This is a genomic window from Croceicoccus ponticola, from assembly GCF_004004515.1.
GTDB classification, from domain to species: domain Bacteria; phylum Pseudomonadota; class Alphaproteobacteria; order Sphingomonadales; family Sphingomonadaceae; genus Croceicoccus; species Croceicoccus ponticola.
In genome coordinates this window covers 307716-323349 of sequence record NZ_RXOL01000004.1, presented here as the reverse complement: position 1 = coordinate 323349, position 15634 = coordinate 307716, and the positions used below count along the sequence as shown (strand labels likewise).

The window sequence follows — 15634 nt, the reverse complement described above, 5'->3', positions numbered from 1 at the left end:
GGTCGATCGAGTGGCGGACGGCGGGCAGCGGATTAAGGTCATTGTGCCCATCCCGATGGATGAGGCCGGTGTCGCGAATCGTGCCGGACAGCTCCCCGCCACTTTCGTGGGAAAAGGTTTTCAGCCAGAGTTCGAGGCGGTCCGATGGGGCGCTGCGCTTGGCGATTCCTACCACGACATGTTGCTTATGGACTGGAGCGTGTTCCAGGCCGGGATCACTGCCGAGGATGAAGGCTATGCCGGCGTCCTGATCGATACTGTCAGCGACAGCGGGGTGCGGGCGCTGCGTTCGCGCTTGTCCATCCCGGTCGTCGGGCCCGGCGAAGCGGCATTTGCCATGGCGATGATGCTGGGCAAGCGTTTCACCGTTCTCACGATGTGGCCCGAATGGTTTCCGCTCTATGAAAAGACGCTGACCGAATACGGTTGGTGGGACAGGGTGGCATCGCTGCGGTCCATCGAAACGCGACCGGACGTCACCGAATTGCTGGAAGGCAAAGAGGAAATCGTGTTCGCCAAGCTCAAGGATGAGGCAACGCGCGCGATCGAAGAAGATGGCGCCGACGTGATCGTCCTCGGCTCGACCACCATGCATCAATCGGCGGCCTATCTTGCCCGTGAACTGCGCATCCCCGTGATCAACCCCGGACAAGTGGCTTACAAGATGCTGGAAATGCAGATCGAGCTTGGCCTCGCGCATTCCAAGAAAGCTTTCCCCGCCCCCGAAGTGAACAAGGATGCTGACATCCGGAAAGGTTGGTATTGATGAGCGAGTGGAGCGAAGGCGGCCCGGGCCAGAAAAAACTGCCTTATCCCTTTTACGTCGACATCGTGACCAAGCGTTATTTCGATGGAGTCGACAACAAGCGAATGGACCAGGTGCTGGACTGCTTCACCCCCGATGCAGTGCTGCATGAGGTGACCAGCGACACCCGGCATGCTGGGATCGACGCGATCCGCGCCATGTTCGAAAAGCTCTTCGCCGACTTTTCCGACATCTGGCACGGCAATTTCGTCCACACCGCGGACCCGGCATCGAACGCGATCTGCAGCCAGTTTACCGTGCTGATTACTCCGCATGGCGGCGATGAGTTGCGCTATGAGAACTGCAATCGGTTCTACCTCAAGGGCGATCGGTTCCACCGGGTCTACGTTTACATGTCCGGAGACAACTTGCTGAAGGAAGGGGACGCCTGATGCAGTACGAACCAACTCTTTCGCGTGGCGAGCTCATCGCGCTCGCGACCAAGACCTATTTCGGCAACGTCGATGCGAAGAACATGGAGGCGACGCTGGACTGCTTCCATGACGAGGCGCTGTTCTGCGTCCAGACTGCTTTTACGCGCCACGCCGGCAAGGCCGAAATCCGGCGCATGTTCGAGGATTTCTTCGCCTCTTACGAGACCATCATCCACCGGGACTTCAACTGCACGGTGGACGAAGCAAACGGCCGCATCGCCGCCAGTTTCATCGCGGAATTGCACGATGCGGATGGCAGAGTGACCCTGTTGAACAACACCAATTTCTGGCGCGTCAGACCTAATCAGCCCGGCGATACAGCCGGTGCCCGCTTCCAGGAAGTCTATGTGTACATGAGCGGCGCCAACGTGCTGACCTGAAGGCAATGCATGCCAAAAAAAGACACGGTTCAAGGAGAACTGAAATGAGGAATTTGAAAAACATGCTGGCGGCGGGTGCCGCGCTTGGCGCGATCATCCTCGTAACCCCTGCAATGGCCCAGGACCAAGCCGGCGAAGCCACGGCCGCGCAAGAGCCTGCTACTGGCAACGCGATCATCGTGACCGCCCGTCGCCAGTCGGAGACTCTGGCCGAAGTGCCGACGGCGATCACTGTTTTCACCGCTGAATCGATCGATCGAGCGGGCATCGAGACGGCAGACGAATTTGTGCAGCTCACTCCGGGCGTCACGATCGTGACCGGCGGCGTGGAGGCCGGTGACACCCAGATCAACATCCGCGGCATCAACGGCGCGCGCGATGCGGAAAGTTCGGTTGCACTGGTCGTGGACGGCATCCTCAAGACCAATACCGCGCAGCTCAATCAGGATCAGGGCACGCTGCGCCAGATCGAAGTTCTGAAGGGTCCGCAGGGCGCGCTTTACGGGCGCAACGCCGCGGCAGGCGCGATCGTGATCCAGACGCTTAAGCCTTCCAGCGTCCTTGAAGGCGGCATAAAGGTAAGCGCTGCCGAAGATCAGACTTACAAGGCCTCTGCCTTTATCTCGACCCCGATCGGTGAAAGTGCCGGTCTGGTTCTGTCGGGCAGCTACTCGACGACCGACGGCTTCTACCGCAACAGCTTTCTCGACTCCAAGACCGTGGATGATGCGGAATCATGGTCGATCGATGGCCGCTTTGTGGCGGACCTCGGCCCTTCGACCGAGATCGACCTGAAGGCTCGCTACGCGAAGTTCTCCGGCGCTTCGATCGCGTTCAATGCTGCGTTCGCATTGCCCAACTTCGCGGCGGTAAATCCCGCGTTCTTCGAAGATGTAAACGACCATCCGTTTGATTTTTATCCGAATATCCGCCCGACCAACAATCAGGACACTTTCGAGATTTCCGCAAAGGTCGAGCATGAATTCGATGCCGCGACGCTGACCGCTTGGGCTCTTTACAGTGAGGTCAATCAGGCGCTTACTGCAGACGGTACTTCGGCGGACTTCGCGCGCTTCACTTTCCCGGGCGCGACGCAGGATTCGCTTGATGCATCGGCAGCATGTTTCGCATCCACCGCAAGCCTGACCGGCTATCCGCTGAACCAGCCGACGTTCATCGGGACAGTGCCCACGCCGTTCATTTTCGATCCCGCAAACGGGTCGACTTTTGGGCCTTATAGCCCGGCAACTTGCGATGGCACCCAATATCAGATCCGTGAACAGAGCGACATCAGCGGCGAACTCCGCCTCGCTTCCAATGGGGACGAGGCCATCGACTGGCAGGTCGGTGCTTACTACCTGCACATCGACCGCGAAGTGGGCGTGAGCCTTGGCGCCGATCTGGGCGCCGGGATCACAGAGCAGCTTTACAATCCGCCGGGCTCATCAAACCCGACCAGCCAGCTCTACAACGATGCTTTCTCCACCGACGTCTATGCTGTCTTCGGCTCTCTCGATTTCGAGATCAGCGACCGCCTCGACCTTGGCATTGCAGCGCGGTACGATATCGAGAACCGTTCGGTAAAAAGCCTGGTGCCCAACGTGGTGGACCCCTTTACCGGAGGCCCGATCAATCCCGGCCTGGCGTTTGGGCCGATTGCCGATCAGTCGCAGACGTTCAAGCAGCTGCAGCCCAAGATCTCACTGCGCTATGCGGTTAGCGACGACATCAACCTTTATGCCAACTGGGGCATCGGCTTTAAATCGGGCGGCTTCAACAACCAGGGTTCGGCGGCAATTGTCGACGCGGCCTTCAATCAGTTCATCGGTACCAACGTCCTTATCGAAGACGTGTTCAAGAAAGAAAAATCGAGCGCGTTCGAAGCTGGCCTGAAGGGCGAACTTTTCAATGGTCGTGTCACGTTCGACCTTGCCGGCTATCATACCACCGTCAACGACATGCAGTTCTTCGAATTCTTCGTTGGCGGGTTCGGCCTGCTGAGGGTGGTTTCGAACATCGACGAGGTCGAGCTCTACGGGGGCGAATTAAATCTGAACGCGGAAGTGATGCCTGGCTGGAACGTCTTCGGCTCGGTAAACGTCACCGAGAGCGAGATAAAGGAGAATGCTTCGCGGCCGGCCACTGTCGGCAACAAGTCGCCGTACACCGCAGATTACACCATCAATCTTGGCACGCAGCTTGAACAGCCCGTGACCGACACGATGGATTTCGTGGTCCGTGCCGACTACCGTATTACCGGGCCGACATGGTTCCACACCGTGCAGGATGACACTTCGCCGACGCTGTTCAGCGGTCTTTTGCCCGATTCGGCGTTGGCGCTGCCAAGCTTTGTCGGCGATGCCGACTATTCGCGCACCCAGCGTGACAAATTTGGCGTTCTCAACGTTCGAGCGGGCATCGAGGCGGACAACTGGTCGATCATCGCGTTCGCCGACAATCTTACGAACAAGAAATACCTCAATGAAGTCATTCCGGCGATCGAGTTTGGCGGAGCCTTTCTTTCACCGGGAGCCCTGCGCCGGATCGGTGTCGAGCTGGGCTACACCTTCTAGGGTCTTTCTTTCGCAACGCTCGCCGCGCGGCCACACCGGCCGAGCGGCGGGCTTTGCGATCGGAATGAAAAGGTTGTCAGGTTCAGGGGAGGATTGTCGGCCCGCGTCGATGAATTCGAACTAAAAGCGCCGCAGTGCGTTGCGCAACGATGATGCACGCTACTTCCTGGAAAACGCCGATCCGCGACGGCGATGTCACCTGCCCGGCGGGAACCGTTGAGATCAGGGATCTTGCGCGCGGCGTGGCGGGTGCCTTGTTCGTGTCGCTGCCGCTGCTGTTCACGCTGGAAATGTGGGAGATCGCCAAGGTCATTCCCGACGCGGCACTGCTGGCGTTCCTGGTGGTGACCTTCTTCCTCAATAAGTCCTATCTCGATTTTGCCGGGTTCCGCCGCAACGCCTGGCAGAAGTCGAAATGGTGGGATTCGGTCGTCACGCTTGGCATCGGCATCGTGACCAGCACGCTCACGCTTTCGGTGTCGGGAATCATCGAACCGTCACTCGACCTGTACTTGACGGCGAAGACGGTCGCGCTCGAAGCCATACCGACCAGCATCGGGGCAGCGGTGGCGATAAACCAGCTTGGCGGCGGCGACGGGGCCGAGGCGATCGAAGTCGGAGGAGAAGAGCACGAGGTCGAGATACCGATCATCGGACAGAACGAAACCGTCACTTTCGTCGTGGCGTCACCGGTGCGGGTAGCGACGGCAAGGCACCGGATCGTGTCTTACGTCGCACCCTAGAAACTCGATCTGAAGCTCAACCACCGATGTCGCCCGCCACGATTTGGGCGAATTCGTTGCATTCGACCAGCCCTTGGCAAAACGGATGGCGTTGCAGCAATTGGGGTAGCGCAAGGCAGTAGATTTGCGGACCATCTTCGCGCGCGAGATCGAGGGCGAACGGTGCTTCGATTTCGGCGTCAACGTCGGCGATGGCGGCCAATAATCCGGGAAAGGGAATGCTATCCAGCGGCGCGGGCGATTGGCCTCGTGCGTCGATCAGGACGTCGAAACGCGCCTTGCCCTCTTCCGTGCCGATCCTGATGCGTCCTTCGCTGTCATAACCGAATTCAGCGCCGTCCTCGGTCGCCAGCAGGTCCAGCACGCCTGCATCGTACATGGCGACTATGCGGGCCAGCGACAGATGCGGGACGGCCGCATAGCAATCGGCGAACACCGGCATCAGGTGGTCGAGGAACAGGCGGTAATCTTCGGGCGAAAGCAAGCGCAGGATGCGATCGAACGTTTCGTGCCCCCGCAGCAGCGCGTACCGATGCGGGATCGTTTCCTTGCGTCGAAGGCTGGCCCGCGCTTCGACGAGATCCCGTTTGACCGCGTCAAGCCCGCCGACTTGCTGCCGCTTGGAAAAATAGGCTTCGGCAAAGCCTTCGAGCGTTCGCGCTGACGGGGGAAACTGGGCAAGATAGCCGGGATCGGCGGCGTCGAGTTCCGCGCACAGCAGATCGAACACCCGGCGCAAAAGCGTATCGGTGCCGCGTTCGATTTCCCGGTCGACCGCTTCGTCCGAAATATGACGTAGCGGCTCGTAGGGGAAGGCGTAGTAAAAGTCGCCTTCGGGCATGATGCCGTGTCGCGAAACCATCGTGATCGCAAGCTTTCGATCCGGCTGTGACGGGGTCCACGTCACGGTATCTCCGCTTTCGTCGAAGCTGCCGTGGGCATGGCCCAACGCGACGATCACGTCGATCGCGGACAACGACGAGCCAAGAATGCCGATGGCGTCATGCTCGATGTCGAGAAGATTGGTATAGGGCCATGGCGACAGCAGTTCGACATCGCCGATCGTCGGCTGTTTCGGCCAAGTGTGGCCCGAAGCGATCACTACAGCGTCAAAGCGTTCTTCGCGTTCGGTCCCGTCAGCAACGAAGCGCAAAGTCGCCATGCCCTCGTGGCCGGGCAGGATATCGGTCACGTATGTCCCCGTGCGGACGCTCACCGAGCGACCGTCCACCTTGGCCTTTTCCAGCAATCCGGCGAATTGCGCTGCCAGATATTCGCCGATCAGGACGCGCGGGTAAAAGGCCCGCGCGGAAAGGTCGTGCGACGACAGTTCCCACTCGCTCAGTTCGCGGGCGGGCCGGGTCTTCAACCATTCCAGCAGGCTTTCGACAGGTCCCGGAATTTCGCGGCTAAAGGCATTGCACAACATGTAATCGGCGTTGAGCGCCGGGTCGTAGGGCATGCCGACGCCGGGTTTGTCCGACGCTTCGAATACCGTCACGGCAAGCGGTTCGTTCGTCGCAATCAGGTGCTGCAAAGCGTAGATGCCGATGGGGCCGCTGCCGATAATTGCGACTGACTTCATGTGCCAATGGCTCCGGGCGTGCCGCCCCGGGCATGGCGCGGGAAGATGCGGCAAACGTTGTGATCTGGAAGAAATGAAAGGCCCGGATGCGGCATTTATCGCATCCGGGCCATGTTCATGGTGTCAGGCAAGGTCCCTGACATCGGCTTCGCGAGCGAAGAACCGCTTTGCGGCGTTGGCGGCAAACGACTTGTCCGGTGCGGAAACACCGTCCGCATCGGCGGGCACGTGACAATGCTTCAGCAAAGCCAACGCGCCGTCATCGTGTCCGATGGCCTTCATGTGGGCCCAGGCATCGCTGACAAAGTCGACCGCCGCGCTGTCCTTGGTCAGCTTCTTGGCCGCATCCTCGGTCAGGATGATGGCCACCGCGTCCAGCACGACCGACGGCGTCCCGGCAAGCTGGCCATCAGCTTCGAGAGTTCCGCCAGCGACCTTGATCCCGCCGATCTTGGACGCGATCAGCATGACCGAGCCACCGGCGCTCTCGACCGCAGACTTGACGTTATCAATCGCGTTTTTGTCCGATCCTTCGGCGAACAGGATGCCGACCTTGCGGCCCTTCAACATGTCCTTGGCGTTCTTCTGGATCGACAGGGCGTCGGACGTGCCGAGGTCGACCGGCTTGCGCGCGGGTTTTTCCGCCTTGGGCAAGTCTATGGCAAGGCCCGTCGCGATCCGCTTGGCGAGGTCTTCGTCGATGTTCCTGATCTGCGCGACGACACGGTTGCGTACATGCGGCAGGGATACCTTAGACAGTTCGAAAACGATGGCCGACGCGATGTGCGCCTGTTCGTTTTCGGTCTGCGACAGGTAGAACATCCGCGCCTGACTGAAGTGATCGGCGAACAGTTCGCCACGGGCCCGCACCTTGGCGGTCGTGTCGGTGCGTTCGCCCATTTCGGCAAAGGATGCAAAGCCGGTTTCCGGGCATTCACGCGGGCCACCGTCCTCGCCCGCTTGGGCCAGGCTGTTGGGTTCGTAATTGGCGCGTCCCGTCGGCATCAGCGTCTGCATCGCGCCGTCACGCTGGAAATTGTGCATCGGACATTTGGGCGCGTTGATCGGGATCTGGTGGAAGTTGGTGGTGCCCAGACGTGACTTCTGCGTATCGAGGTAACTGAACAGCCGCCCCTGCAACAACGGGTCGTTCGAAAAATCGATGCCGGGGATCAGGTTGGTCGGCAGGAAAGCCGCTTGTTCGGTTTCGGCAAAGAAGTTGTCGACGTTGCGGTTGAGCGTCATCTTGCCGATGATCCGCACGGGAATCTCTTCCTCAGGAATCAGCTTCGTTGCGTCAAGCACGTCATAGGGCTGCTTTGCCGCCCATGCGTCGTCGAACGTCTGGACGCCGAGTTCCCATGCCGGGAAGTCGCCCGCCTCGATCGCTTCGTGCAGGTCGCGGCGGTGATAATCGGGATCGGCGCCCGAAATCTTGACCGCTTCGTCCCAAGTGGTCGACTGCATGCCCAGCACCGGCTTCCAGTGGAATTTGACGAAGGTTCCCTTGCCTTCGGCGTTCACGAACCGGAACGTGTGCACACCGAAACCTTCCATCATGCGCAGGCTGCGCGGAAGGGCGCGATCGGACATGGCCCACATGATCATGTGCATGGATTCGGGCATCAGTCCGATGAAGTCCCAGAACGTGTCGTGCGCCGATGCCGCCTGCGGATAGCCGCGATCTGCTTCGGGTTTGACCGAATGGATCAGGTCGGGAAACTTGATCGCATCCTGAATGAAGAACGGCGCCATGTTGTTGCCGACAAGGTCCCAGTTGCCCGCCTGCGTATAGAATTTGACCGCGAAACCGCGCACGTCGCGGGGCGTGTCCTTCGAACCCTTCGATCCGGCGACGGTCGAAAAGCGGACGAAGACGGGGCAGGTCGCGCCCTTTTCCTGAAAGATATCGGCCTTGGTCAGTTCGGGGATCGCGTCTGTCACTTCGAAAACGCCGTGTGCGCCCGATCCGCGAGCGTGGACGATGCGTTCGGGGATGCGTTCGTGGTCGAAGTGGAAAATCTTTTCGCGAAGGACGAAATCTTCGAGCAGGCTCGGCCCGCGCGGACCAGCCTTCAGACTGTTCTGATTGTCGGAAATGCGATGGCCGTGATTGTCGGTGAGGTGACCGACCGCGCTGTCATGATCGCTGTTGGCCGCAATATGCTGATGCGTCTCGCCGCCCTGTTCGCGCGCTTCCTGCGCGAATTCGACTTGTCCTGTGCCCTGCTGAATGTCGCCGAGTGAATTGTCGAGAGCAGGGCTGGCCGCACCCTTGTCGCCTTGCGTCTTGGTCTTGGATGAATTCTTCGTCATGCGACATACCTCTGATCTGGCAAGGATAGTTTGCCTCTGGCGATCGCCAGCGTTCGAATATCCTTAATGATCGCGGAGGGCCTTTGTTTCGTGCCGTCGGTCAAATAAACGCGGCGTCGACCCCCTTATCGTGAGGCTCGGGGCGCATGGCGCACAAAAGAGAGCGGCAGGGAATCGTCTCCTGCCGCTCTCATGCTGCTCGAAATTCGTGTCGGTGGCCCTGCGGCCTAATCGGCGGCGGCGAAGCGGTCGAGCGTGGCGGTCGGCGGTTCGGGCCAGCGCGACAGGACCAGCAAGCGCTTGTGTCCCTGTCCGATCGACAGTTCGTCGGTGACGCCCATGCCGCCGTGCATCTGAATCATTTCGTGACCGAGCGCGAGCGAGGTTTCGGCGATGAAGGCACGCGCCCCGGCGACGTGACGGGCAAAGCTGGGCTCGCCCGCGTTCACCGTAGCCAGTTCGATCAGCGCGCGCGATTGTTCGAGCGCGGCATATTGATCGGCCATGCGGTGCTGGATGACCTGAAACGTGCCGAGCGGGGTGCCGAACTGTTCGCGAGTGCGAATGTAATCGAGCGTTTCGGCGAACATCGCCTCCATAATGCCCAAAGCCTCGGCAGAGCGGGCAAGCGATGCCAGCGCGCGGATGTGCACGACCTGATCGGCGTTGCAATCGATCCTGGCATCTGCGCCGACGGTTACGGCCGACAGGTCGAGCGATGCGGTCCAAGTTCCGTCGGCAAGCCGCCATTGTTCGATGCGCAGGCCGGTAGCGTCGGCAGGCACGAGAAACAGGCTCCACCCATCGGCATCGCCGGGATTGCCGGAAAAGCGCGCGCTGACGAGAAACGCATCGGCGCTGCCGCCGGCGATGGCATAGGCCTTCGATCCGTCGAGCGTGACGCTGCCGTCCTGTTCGACCGCACGGGTTTCGATCCATGTCGACCCGGATCGCGCGTTGGCTTCGGCGTGAGCGAGCGCGATGCGCTTTTCGCCCGAGGCCAGTTCGCCGATCCACCGTTCGGCCAAATCGGCATTGTTGCAATTGGCAAGAATAAGGGCGGGAAGAACCGCGCTTTCGAGCACGGGTTCGACGACGATGCCACGACCCAACGCTTCAAACGTAACAGCCAATGCGGTCGCGTCGAGGCCCAGCCCACCGAAATCTTCGGGCAAGGGCACGGCCATGACGCCAAGCTCTGCAAGCAGGGCCCAGTTCTCGGCGCTGAAACCGCCGGCTTCGCCAAGGTACGTGCGTCGGCTTTCCACGTCGTACCGGTCCAACACGAACCGTTCGACCACAGCCTTCAGCATTTCCTCGTCTTCGTTCAGCTCGAAATTCACAACGTCTCCTTATACCGTCTCCGGTCTAGCAGGTTTACGCAGTGCACAAGGCTCTGCAAAATGTTAGGCGAACGGCCATTGTTCTTGCGCGCCCGGGGCTATAGGCTCCGAAGGTGAGAGGAATTTCATGCCCAAGCTCGTAATCGACAAGCTCGACGACGTCCGCATCCGCACACCCGACGACATCCGCCCCGCGGCCCGGGTACTGGCCGATATTGCCGCGGCCGAAGGGATGCTGGCCGCGCCGGCCCACGATATCGCCGACAAGCGCACGCCGGTCGATGCCGACGGCAATGTTCTGGCAAAGGACATCTTTGGTTGGCCCGATCGCGAAGACGTGTGGTGGCGCAACCCGCGAATCGCGCTCGAATCCCCGATCACATCGGCCTGCCGCTTCGAGACGGAGCCATTCTGGGTCAACGCCGAAGGGTTTCACTTGCGCTCGCCCAACGCATACCTCGACGCGATCGACATTTCGAACTTCGAAGGACGCGCCCGCACCCGAGCCGCCATCGTCGTTCCCGTGCACATGGCGTTCGGCAAGATCGGCGCTGTCAGCTTCAATCTGCTCGACACCAAGCGCACCGACCTCTCCGCCGAATTCGAAAGGTTGGGCGATCTGTTCGGGATCTATTCGCGCGCTTTTCTCGAAAGCTATACCCGCGTGATGGGCTCGATTCAGGCGCTGCCGCCCGGCTCGCGGCTATCGAAGCGCGAGGTGGAATGCCTGCGCTGGGCCGCGATCGGCAAAACCGATCTTGAAATCAGCATGATCATGTCGCGCAGCCGGGCGACCGTCCGGTTCCACATCCACAACGCGTCGACCAAGCTGAACGCCGTGAACCGCAGCCAGACCGTCTTCAAGGCGGCGCAGCTGGGCTACATTTCGCTGCACTAAGGCGTTCGGGCGTCAGCGGGCGTCCTCGATCATCATCGCCGCCGCGCGCAGCCCCAGCGCCATGGCCGGGGCATTGGTGTTCCCGGTGATGTGGCCGGGCACGACAGAACAGTCGACCACGCGCACATTGTCCACGCCGCGCACTTTTAGTCGCGGATCGACGACCGATGCGGCGTCGCCGCCCATCCGGCACGACCCGATGCCGTGCAGGCCGCATGTGGAATAGCGGCGGAAGAAGGCGAGGATATCCTCGTCGCTCGACACCTGCCGTCCGGGCATGACTTCTTCGCCCAGTAATGGCCCAAGCGGTTCGGCATCGGCGAAATCGCGCATCTTGCGCACCAGCGCGATGGCGCTTTGCCGGTCATGTTCGGTGGTCAGGAAATTGGGTTCGATCCGCGGTGCATCGTCAAGTCCGGGGCCGGTGATGGCCAGCACGCCCTCGCTCGTCAGCCGGAGCAGCTGGCCATAGATGGTGATGCCGGGCTTGCGGTCGATCCGGTCCAGCGGCGCGGGGTTGTTGTCGTCGCCGATCTCGAATGTATAGGCGCCAAGGTACATCTGCGTGTCGGTGCGCCCGTCGGGGTTGTACACGTTGCAGAACGCGCCGACCTCGAACGGGCCGGTCGCCATGATGCCGGTGCCCGACAACAAGTACTGCGCCATGACCTTGACGAGGCCGAGACCGAAGAAGCTGCGATGCGTGCCCTTGCCGCCAGTCAGCCGATAGGGGATCGAAAGCGACAGGTGTTCGATCAGCTTGCGGCCGACATCAGGGCTCTCGGCCACGACCGCGACGCCCGCACCGCGCAGCACGTCCGCAGGACCGATTCCCGATCGTTGCAGCAAGAGCGGGCTTTCGATCGCGCCAGTGGCGACGACGACTTCGCCAGTGCAGTCGAAACGGCGGATTTCGCCGTTCACCCGCGCCTCTACCGCGATGGCGCGCGTGCCTTCGAACACGATGCGGGTCGCCTGCGCCCCGGTGAGGACCGTCACATTGGCGCGCTTGCGAGCCGGTTCGAGGAACGTGACCGAAGCGCTCTGCCGCCGGCCCTTGGCGATATTGTGACTATAAAGGCCGACGCGCGGGCCGGGCTGCGCGTTCAGTTCGCGCACCCTTTTCATCCCGAGCGTCTCGCCCGCCTCGATCATGGTTTCGGCCAGCGGATAGCTGTAGATCGCGGGATCGACATGGACTGGCCCGCCGCTGCCCAGCATGTCGGTCGGGCCGTCCGGATGATCCTCAAGCTCGCGAAATGCGTCGGTCATGCTCTCGCCGTTCCAGCCGATTGCGCCGTGATCGCGCTCCCACGCGTCGTAATCGGCCTTTTCCCCCCGGCTCCAGATCATGCCGTTGACCGACGACGAACCGCCCAGTCCCTTGCCGCGCAGCCAGAATTCGGATGCCTCGCCACCTTTTTCGCGCGGTTGCGTCACTTTATACAGCCAGATCTTGTCGGGGTCGGTCACCAGCTTGGCGACACCCTTGGGCATGCGGTTCCAGAACCCGTTTTCGCCGCCCGCTTCGAGCACGAGGACGCGCTTGTTCTTGTTAACGCTCAATCTTTCGGCAAGGACGCAGCCCGACGATCCAGCCCCGACGACGATGTAATCCCAGCATGCTGTCATGGCGCATCTCTCCTTGCCGATCAGGTTGCATGCGGGCGCAAACGAGGCTCCTAGCGTTTTAGGGAGCCTGCACTTTGGCCGCGATTGCGCTTTAACGGGTTCGTACCAAATGTGATTCAATGCCCGGACACTTCGGGCGCCGAGAGGATAGAGATGAAAGCCATCGCCGAAGGGCTGTTCACCGACGAAGCGGCACCGCGCCTGATCGGCGGACGGAACCGGGAAACGGGCCGCATCGTATTTCCCTGTCCCGCGAACGACCGGTTCGAACCGGTACCGTTGTCGCGCACCGGCACATTGTGGAGCTATACCATTCAGCGCTTTCGTCCGAAAAGCCCGCCTTACAAGGGGCCCGAGGCATTCACGCCGTTTCCGGTCGCCTATGTCGAGCTTCCTGGTGAAACTATTGTCGAGGCGCGGCTGACCGATGTCGATTTCGACGCCATCGAAATCGGCATGCCGCTGGAATTCGCGCCCATCCCGCTCGATCCCGATGCCGCGGAAAGCGTGCTGATCCCGGCGTTCAAACCTGCGGGAGCAGCAGCATGAGCGACGTTTGCATCATCGGCATCGGCATCCACCCATTCGGCCGGACCGAAGGAATGAGCGGCGTCGATCAGGGCGTCTACGCCGTGCGCCAGGCGCTGGCCGACGCGGGGCTGGAATGGCCGGACGTGCAGTTCGCCTATGGCGCGTCCGACGCGGCGGGCAATCCGGACACGATGGTCGACCAACTGGGCCTGACGGGCGCGCAGTTCATCAACGTGCGCAATGGTTGCGCCGCAGGCGGATCGGCGCTGTTTTCGGCGCAGATGGCGATCAAGTCGGGCGAATGCGACATCGGCCTTGCCGTCGGGTTCGACAAGCATCCTCGCGGTGCGTTCGATGCCAAACCATCGGAATACAATCTGCCCGAATGGTATGGCGACGCGGGTTACATGGTCACGACGCAGTTCTTCGCGAACAAGATCATGCGCTACATGCACCTTCACGGCATCAGCCGCGAAGCGCTGGGCCGAGTCGCCGAAAAGGCGTTCCGCAACGGTGAAAAGGCGCCCCACGCATGGCGTCGTCAGCCGGTTCCGCTGGACGAGATCATGAATGCGCCGATGGTGTCCGATCCTTATTCCAAATACATGTTCTGTTCGCCCGCCGAGGGGGGCGTAGCGCTGATCCTTGGCAGCGAGAAAAAGGCCCGCGAACTGGGCAAGGTGCCGATCCGGCTGAAGGCGGCGACGATGCGCACCCGCCCGCCCGGCAGTTTCGAAGTGTTTGCGCCCTGCGTCGATATCGAACGAGGCGGCAGCGCGACCAACATCGCCAGCCGCGACGCATTCCGCATCGCCGGGATTTCGCCCGAAGACATCGATGTCGCCCAGCTTCAGGATACTGAGGCCGGCGCCGAACTGATGCACATGGCCGAAAACGGGTTCTGCGCCGATGGCGAACAGGAAAAGTGGCTGATCGAAGGGTTGACGGAAATCGGCGGCAAGCTGCCGGTCAATACCGACGGCGGCTGCCTTGCATGTGGCGAACCGATCGGCGCATCGGGCTTGCGGCAGGTTTACGAAAACGTCGTGCAGCTGCGCGGCGACGGCGGGGCGCGTCAGGTGCCCGGCCAGCCGAAGACCGCGTACAGCCACGTCTATGGCGCGCCGGGCGTTTCGGCCGTCACGATCCTGGAGCGTTGAGATGGACATCGAACTGACGCCCGAGGAAGCAGCCTTCCGCGATGAAGTGCGCGCATTTCTGGCGGCAAAGCTACCGGAGAATATTCGCGACGGCGCGTCAAGCTCGCCCACTGTGTTCGTCGAACCGGACATTGGGCAGGTGTGGAACGGCATCCTGAACGAACAGGGTTGGCTCGGCTATCAATGGCCGACCGAAGTCGGCGGCACGGGGTGGAGCCCGGTGCAACGCTATATCTTCGAAAAGGAATGCGCGCTGGCGGGAGCGCCGAACCTTACCGTGCTTGGCCTCAAGCTTGTTGCGCCGGTGGTCTTTTCGTTCGGCACCGAAGCGCAAAGAGAGAAATATCTGCCGCGCATCCTGTCGGGTGAGGATTACTGGTGCCAGGGCTTTTCGGAGCCGAACGCCGGGTCCGACCTTGCCTCGTTGAAGACGACTGCGGTTAAAAAGGGCGACCACTACGTCCTGAACGGGTCGAAGATCTGGACCACCCATGCGCACTGGGCGAACAAGATGTTCGTGCTGGCTCGCACCGACGGGACGGTCAAGAAGCAGGCCGGCATCAGCTTCCTGCTCGTCGACATGGACCAGCCCGGCATTACGGTGCGCCCGATCCTGACGATGGCGGGCGATCATGAAGTGAACCAGGTGTTCATGGAAGACGTGATCGTGCCCGCAGAAGACCTGGTCGGCGAAGAAGGTCAGGGTTGGACCATCGCCAAGTTCCTGCTGGAAAACGAACGCGGCGGATCGTGCCATGCGCCCAAGCTGATCTACGACCTCGACGATATCGAACGCACGGCAAAGGGCGTTTCCGATGGCCGTGGCGGCATGCTCGCCGATGACATCGACTGGCGCCGCCGCGTGGCGAAACTGCGGCTGGGCGTCACTTCGCTGGAAATTATCGAACTGAAGATCCTTTCGCGCATCGCCAAGGGTCAGAAGCCGGGCCCACAGACTTCGCTGACCAAGCTGCTCGCCTCGAATCTTCGGCAGGAAGTCGATCTTCTGGCGGTCGACCTGTTCGGCCCGGCCGGGCTTCAGTTGCCCACCGCGCGTCCGCTTTACGGCGACAACGCGCCAGCTCCGTTCCGCTGCGAAAAAGCACAAGTCGCCGCAGCGCGTTATCTAAACAGCCGAGCATGGACGATCTTTGGCGGGACTAATGAAGTCCAACGTACGATCATCGCCAAGACCGTGCTAGGCCTCTAATAATCAAACACTCGGGAGAGACAA

The 15634-nt window shown here is 61.2% G+C and carries 13 protein-coding genes; 9 read left to right on the top strand and 4 right to left on the bottom strand.

Annotated features, from left to right (window positions below; translation table 11 throughout):
* Positions 1–10: 10 nt before the first annotated feature.
* From EKN06_RS11270 to EKN06_RS11250, 5 genes are all read left to right on the top strand, one after another.
* Positions 11–766: an aspartate/glutamate racemase family protein gene (locus EKN06_RS11270; protein WP_240654819.1), complete on the top strand. Its 756-nt coding sequence runs from the start codon at positions 11–13 to the stop codon at positions 764–766.
* Complete coding sequence (locus EKN06_RS11265; RefSeq protein ID WP_127613005.1) at positions 766–1197, top strand: nuclear transport factor 2 family protein; 432 nt, start codon at positions 766–768, stop codon at positions 1195–1197. Before EKN06_RS11270 ends, EKN06_RS11265 begins: the two co-directional genes overlap by 1 nt.
* On the top strand, positions 1197–1619 hold the full coding sequence (locus tag EKN06_RS11260) for a nuclear transport factor 2 family protein (RefSeq protein ID WP_127613004.1): 423 nt from the start codon (positions 1197–1199) through the stop codon (positions 1617–1619). The genes EKN06_RS11265 and EKN06_RS11260 overlap by 1 nt, the downstream gene beginning before the upstream one ends.
* A 44-nt stretch (positions 1620–1663) precedes the next feature.
* The gene (locus EKN06_RS11255; protein WP_127613003.1) at positions 1664–4192 is read left to right on the top strand and encodes a TonB-dependent receptor; all 2529 of its coding nucleotides are present in this window, start codon (positions 1664–1666) and stop codon (positions 4190–4192) included.
* 152 nt (positions 4193–4344) lie between these two features.
* Positions 4345–4935, top strand: a complete 591-nt coding sequence (locus EKN06_RS11250; protein WP_164844046.1) for a DUF2391 family protein — start codon at positions 4345–4347, stop codon at positions 4933–4935.
* 16 nt (positions 4936–4951) lie between these two features.
* Here EKN06_RS11250 and EKN06_RS11245 read toward each other — a convergent pair whose 3' ends face one another.
* The 3 genes from EKN06_RS11245 to EKN06_RS11235 all read right to left on the bottom strand — a co-directional run bounded on the left by EKN06_RS11245 (position 4952) and on the right by EKN06_RS11235 (position 10179).
* Positions 4952–6520, bottom strand: coding sequence for an FAD/NAD(P)-binding protein (locus tag EKN06_RS11245; protein ID WP_127613001.1), 1569 nt, complete (start codon positions 6518–6520; stop codon positions 4952–4954).
* 123 nt (positions 6521–6643) lie between these two features.
* Entirely contained in the window at positions 6644–8836 is a 2193-nt protein-coding gene (locus tag EKN06_RS11240; RefSeq protein WP_127613000.1) for a catalase, read from the bottom strand.
* A gap of 227 nt (positions 8837–9063) precedes the next feature.
* A complete protein-coding gene (locus tag EKN06_RS11235; protein WP_127612999.1) occupies positions 9064–10179 on the bottom strand; it encodes an acyl-CoA dehydrogenase family protein in 1116 nt (371 codons plus the stop codon).
* 127 nt (positions 10180–10306) lie between these two features.
* Between EKN06_RS11235 and EKN06_RS11230 the strand changes: the two genes are divergently transcribed.
* On the top strand, positions 10307–11077 hold the full coding sequence (locus EKN06_RS11230) for a helix-turn-helix transcriptional regulator (protein WP_127612998.1): 771 nt from the start codon (positions 10307–10309) through the stop codon (positions 11075–11077).
* Between the two features lie 12 nt (positions 11078–11089).
* Here EKN06_RS11230 and EKN06_RS11225 read toward each other — a convergent pair whose 3' ends face one another.
* Complete coding sequence (locus EKN06_RS11225; protein WP_127612997.1) at positions 11090–12709, bottom strand: GMC family oxidoreductase; 1620 nt, start codon at positions 12707–12709, stop codon at positions 11090–11092.
* Positions 12710–12862: 153 nt separating this feature from the next.
* On the opposite strand from EKN06_RS11225, the gene EKN06_RS11220 reads away from it, so the two are divergent.
* Genes EKN06_RS11220 through EKN06_RS11210 form a run of 3 tightly spaced genes read left to right on the top strand, consistent with a single transcriptional unit; the run spans position 12863 to position 15610 of the window.
* Positions 12863–13258: a Zn-ribbon domain-containing OB-fold protein gene (locus tag EKN06_RS11220; RefSeq protein WP_127612996.1), complete on the top strand. Its 396-nt coding sequence runs from the start codon at positions 12863–12865 to the stop codon at positions 13256–13258.
* The gene (locus EKN06_RS11215; RefSeq protein ID WP_127612995.1) at positions 13255–14400 is read left to right on the top strand and encodes a thiolase family protein; all 1146 of its coding nucleotides are present in this window, start codon (positions 13255–13257) and stop codon (positions 14398–14400) included. The genes EKN06_RS11220 and EKN06_RS11215 overlap by 4 nt, the downstream gene beginning before the upstream one ends.
* Before the next feature lies 1 nt (position 14401).
* Positions 14402–15610, top strand: coding sequence for an acyl-CoA dehydrogenase family protein (locus EKN06_RS11210; RefSeq protein WP_127612994.1), 1209 nt, complete (start codon positions 14402–14404; stop codon positions 15608–15610).
* The last annotated feature ends 24 nt before the right edge of the window (positions 15611–15634 follow it).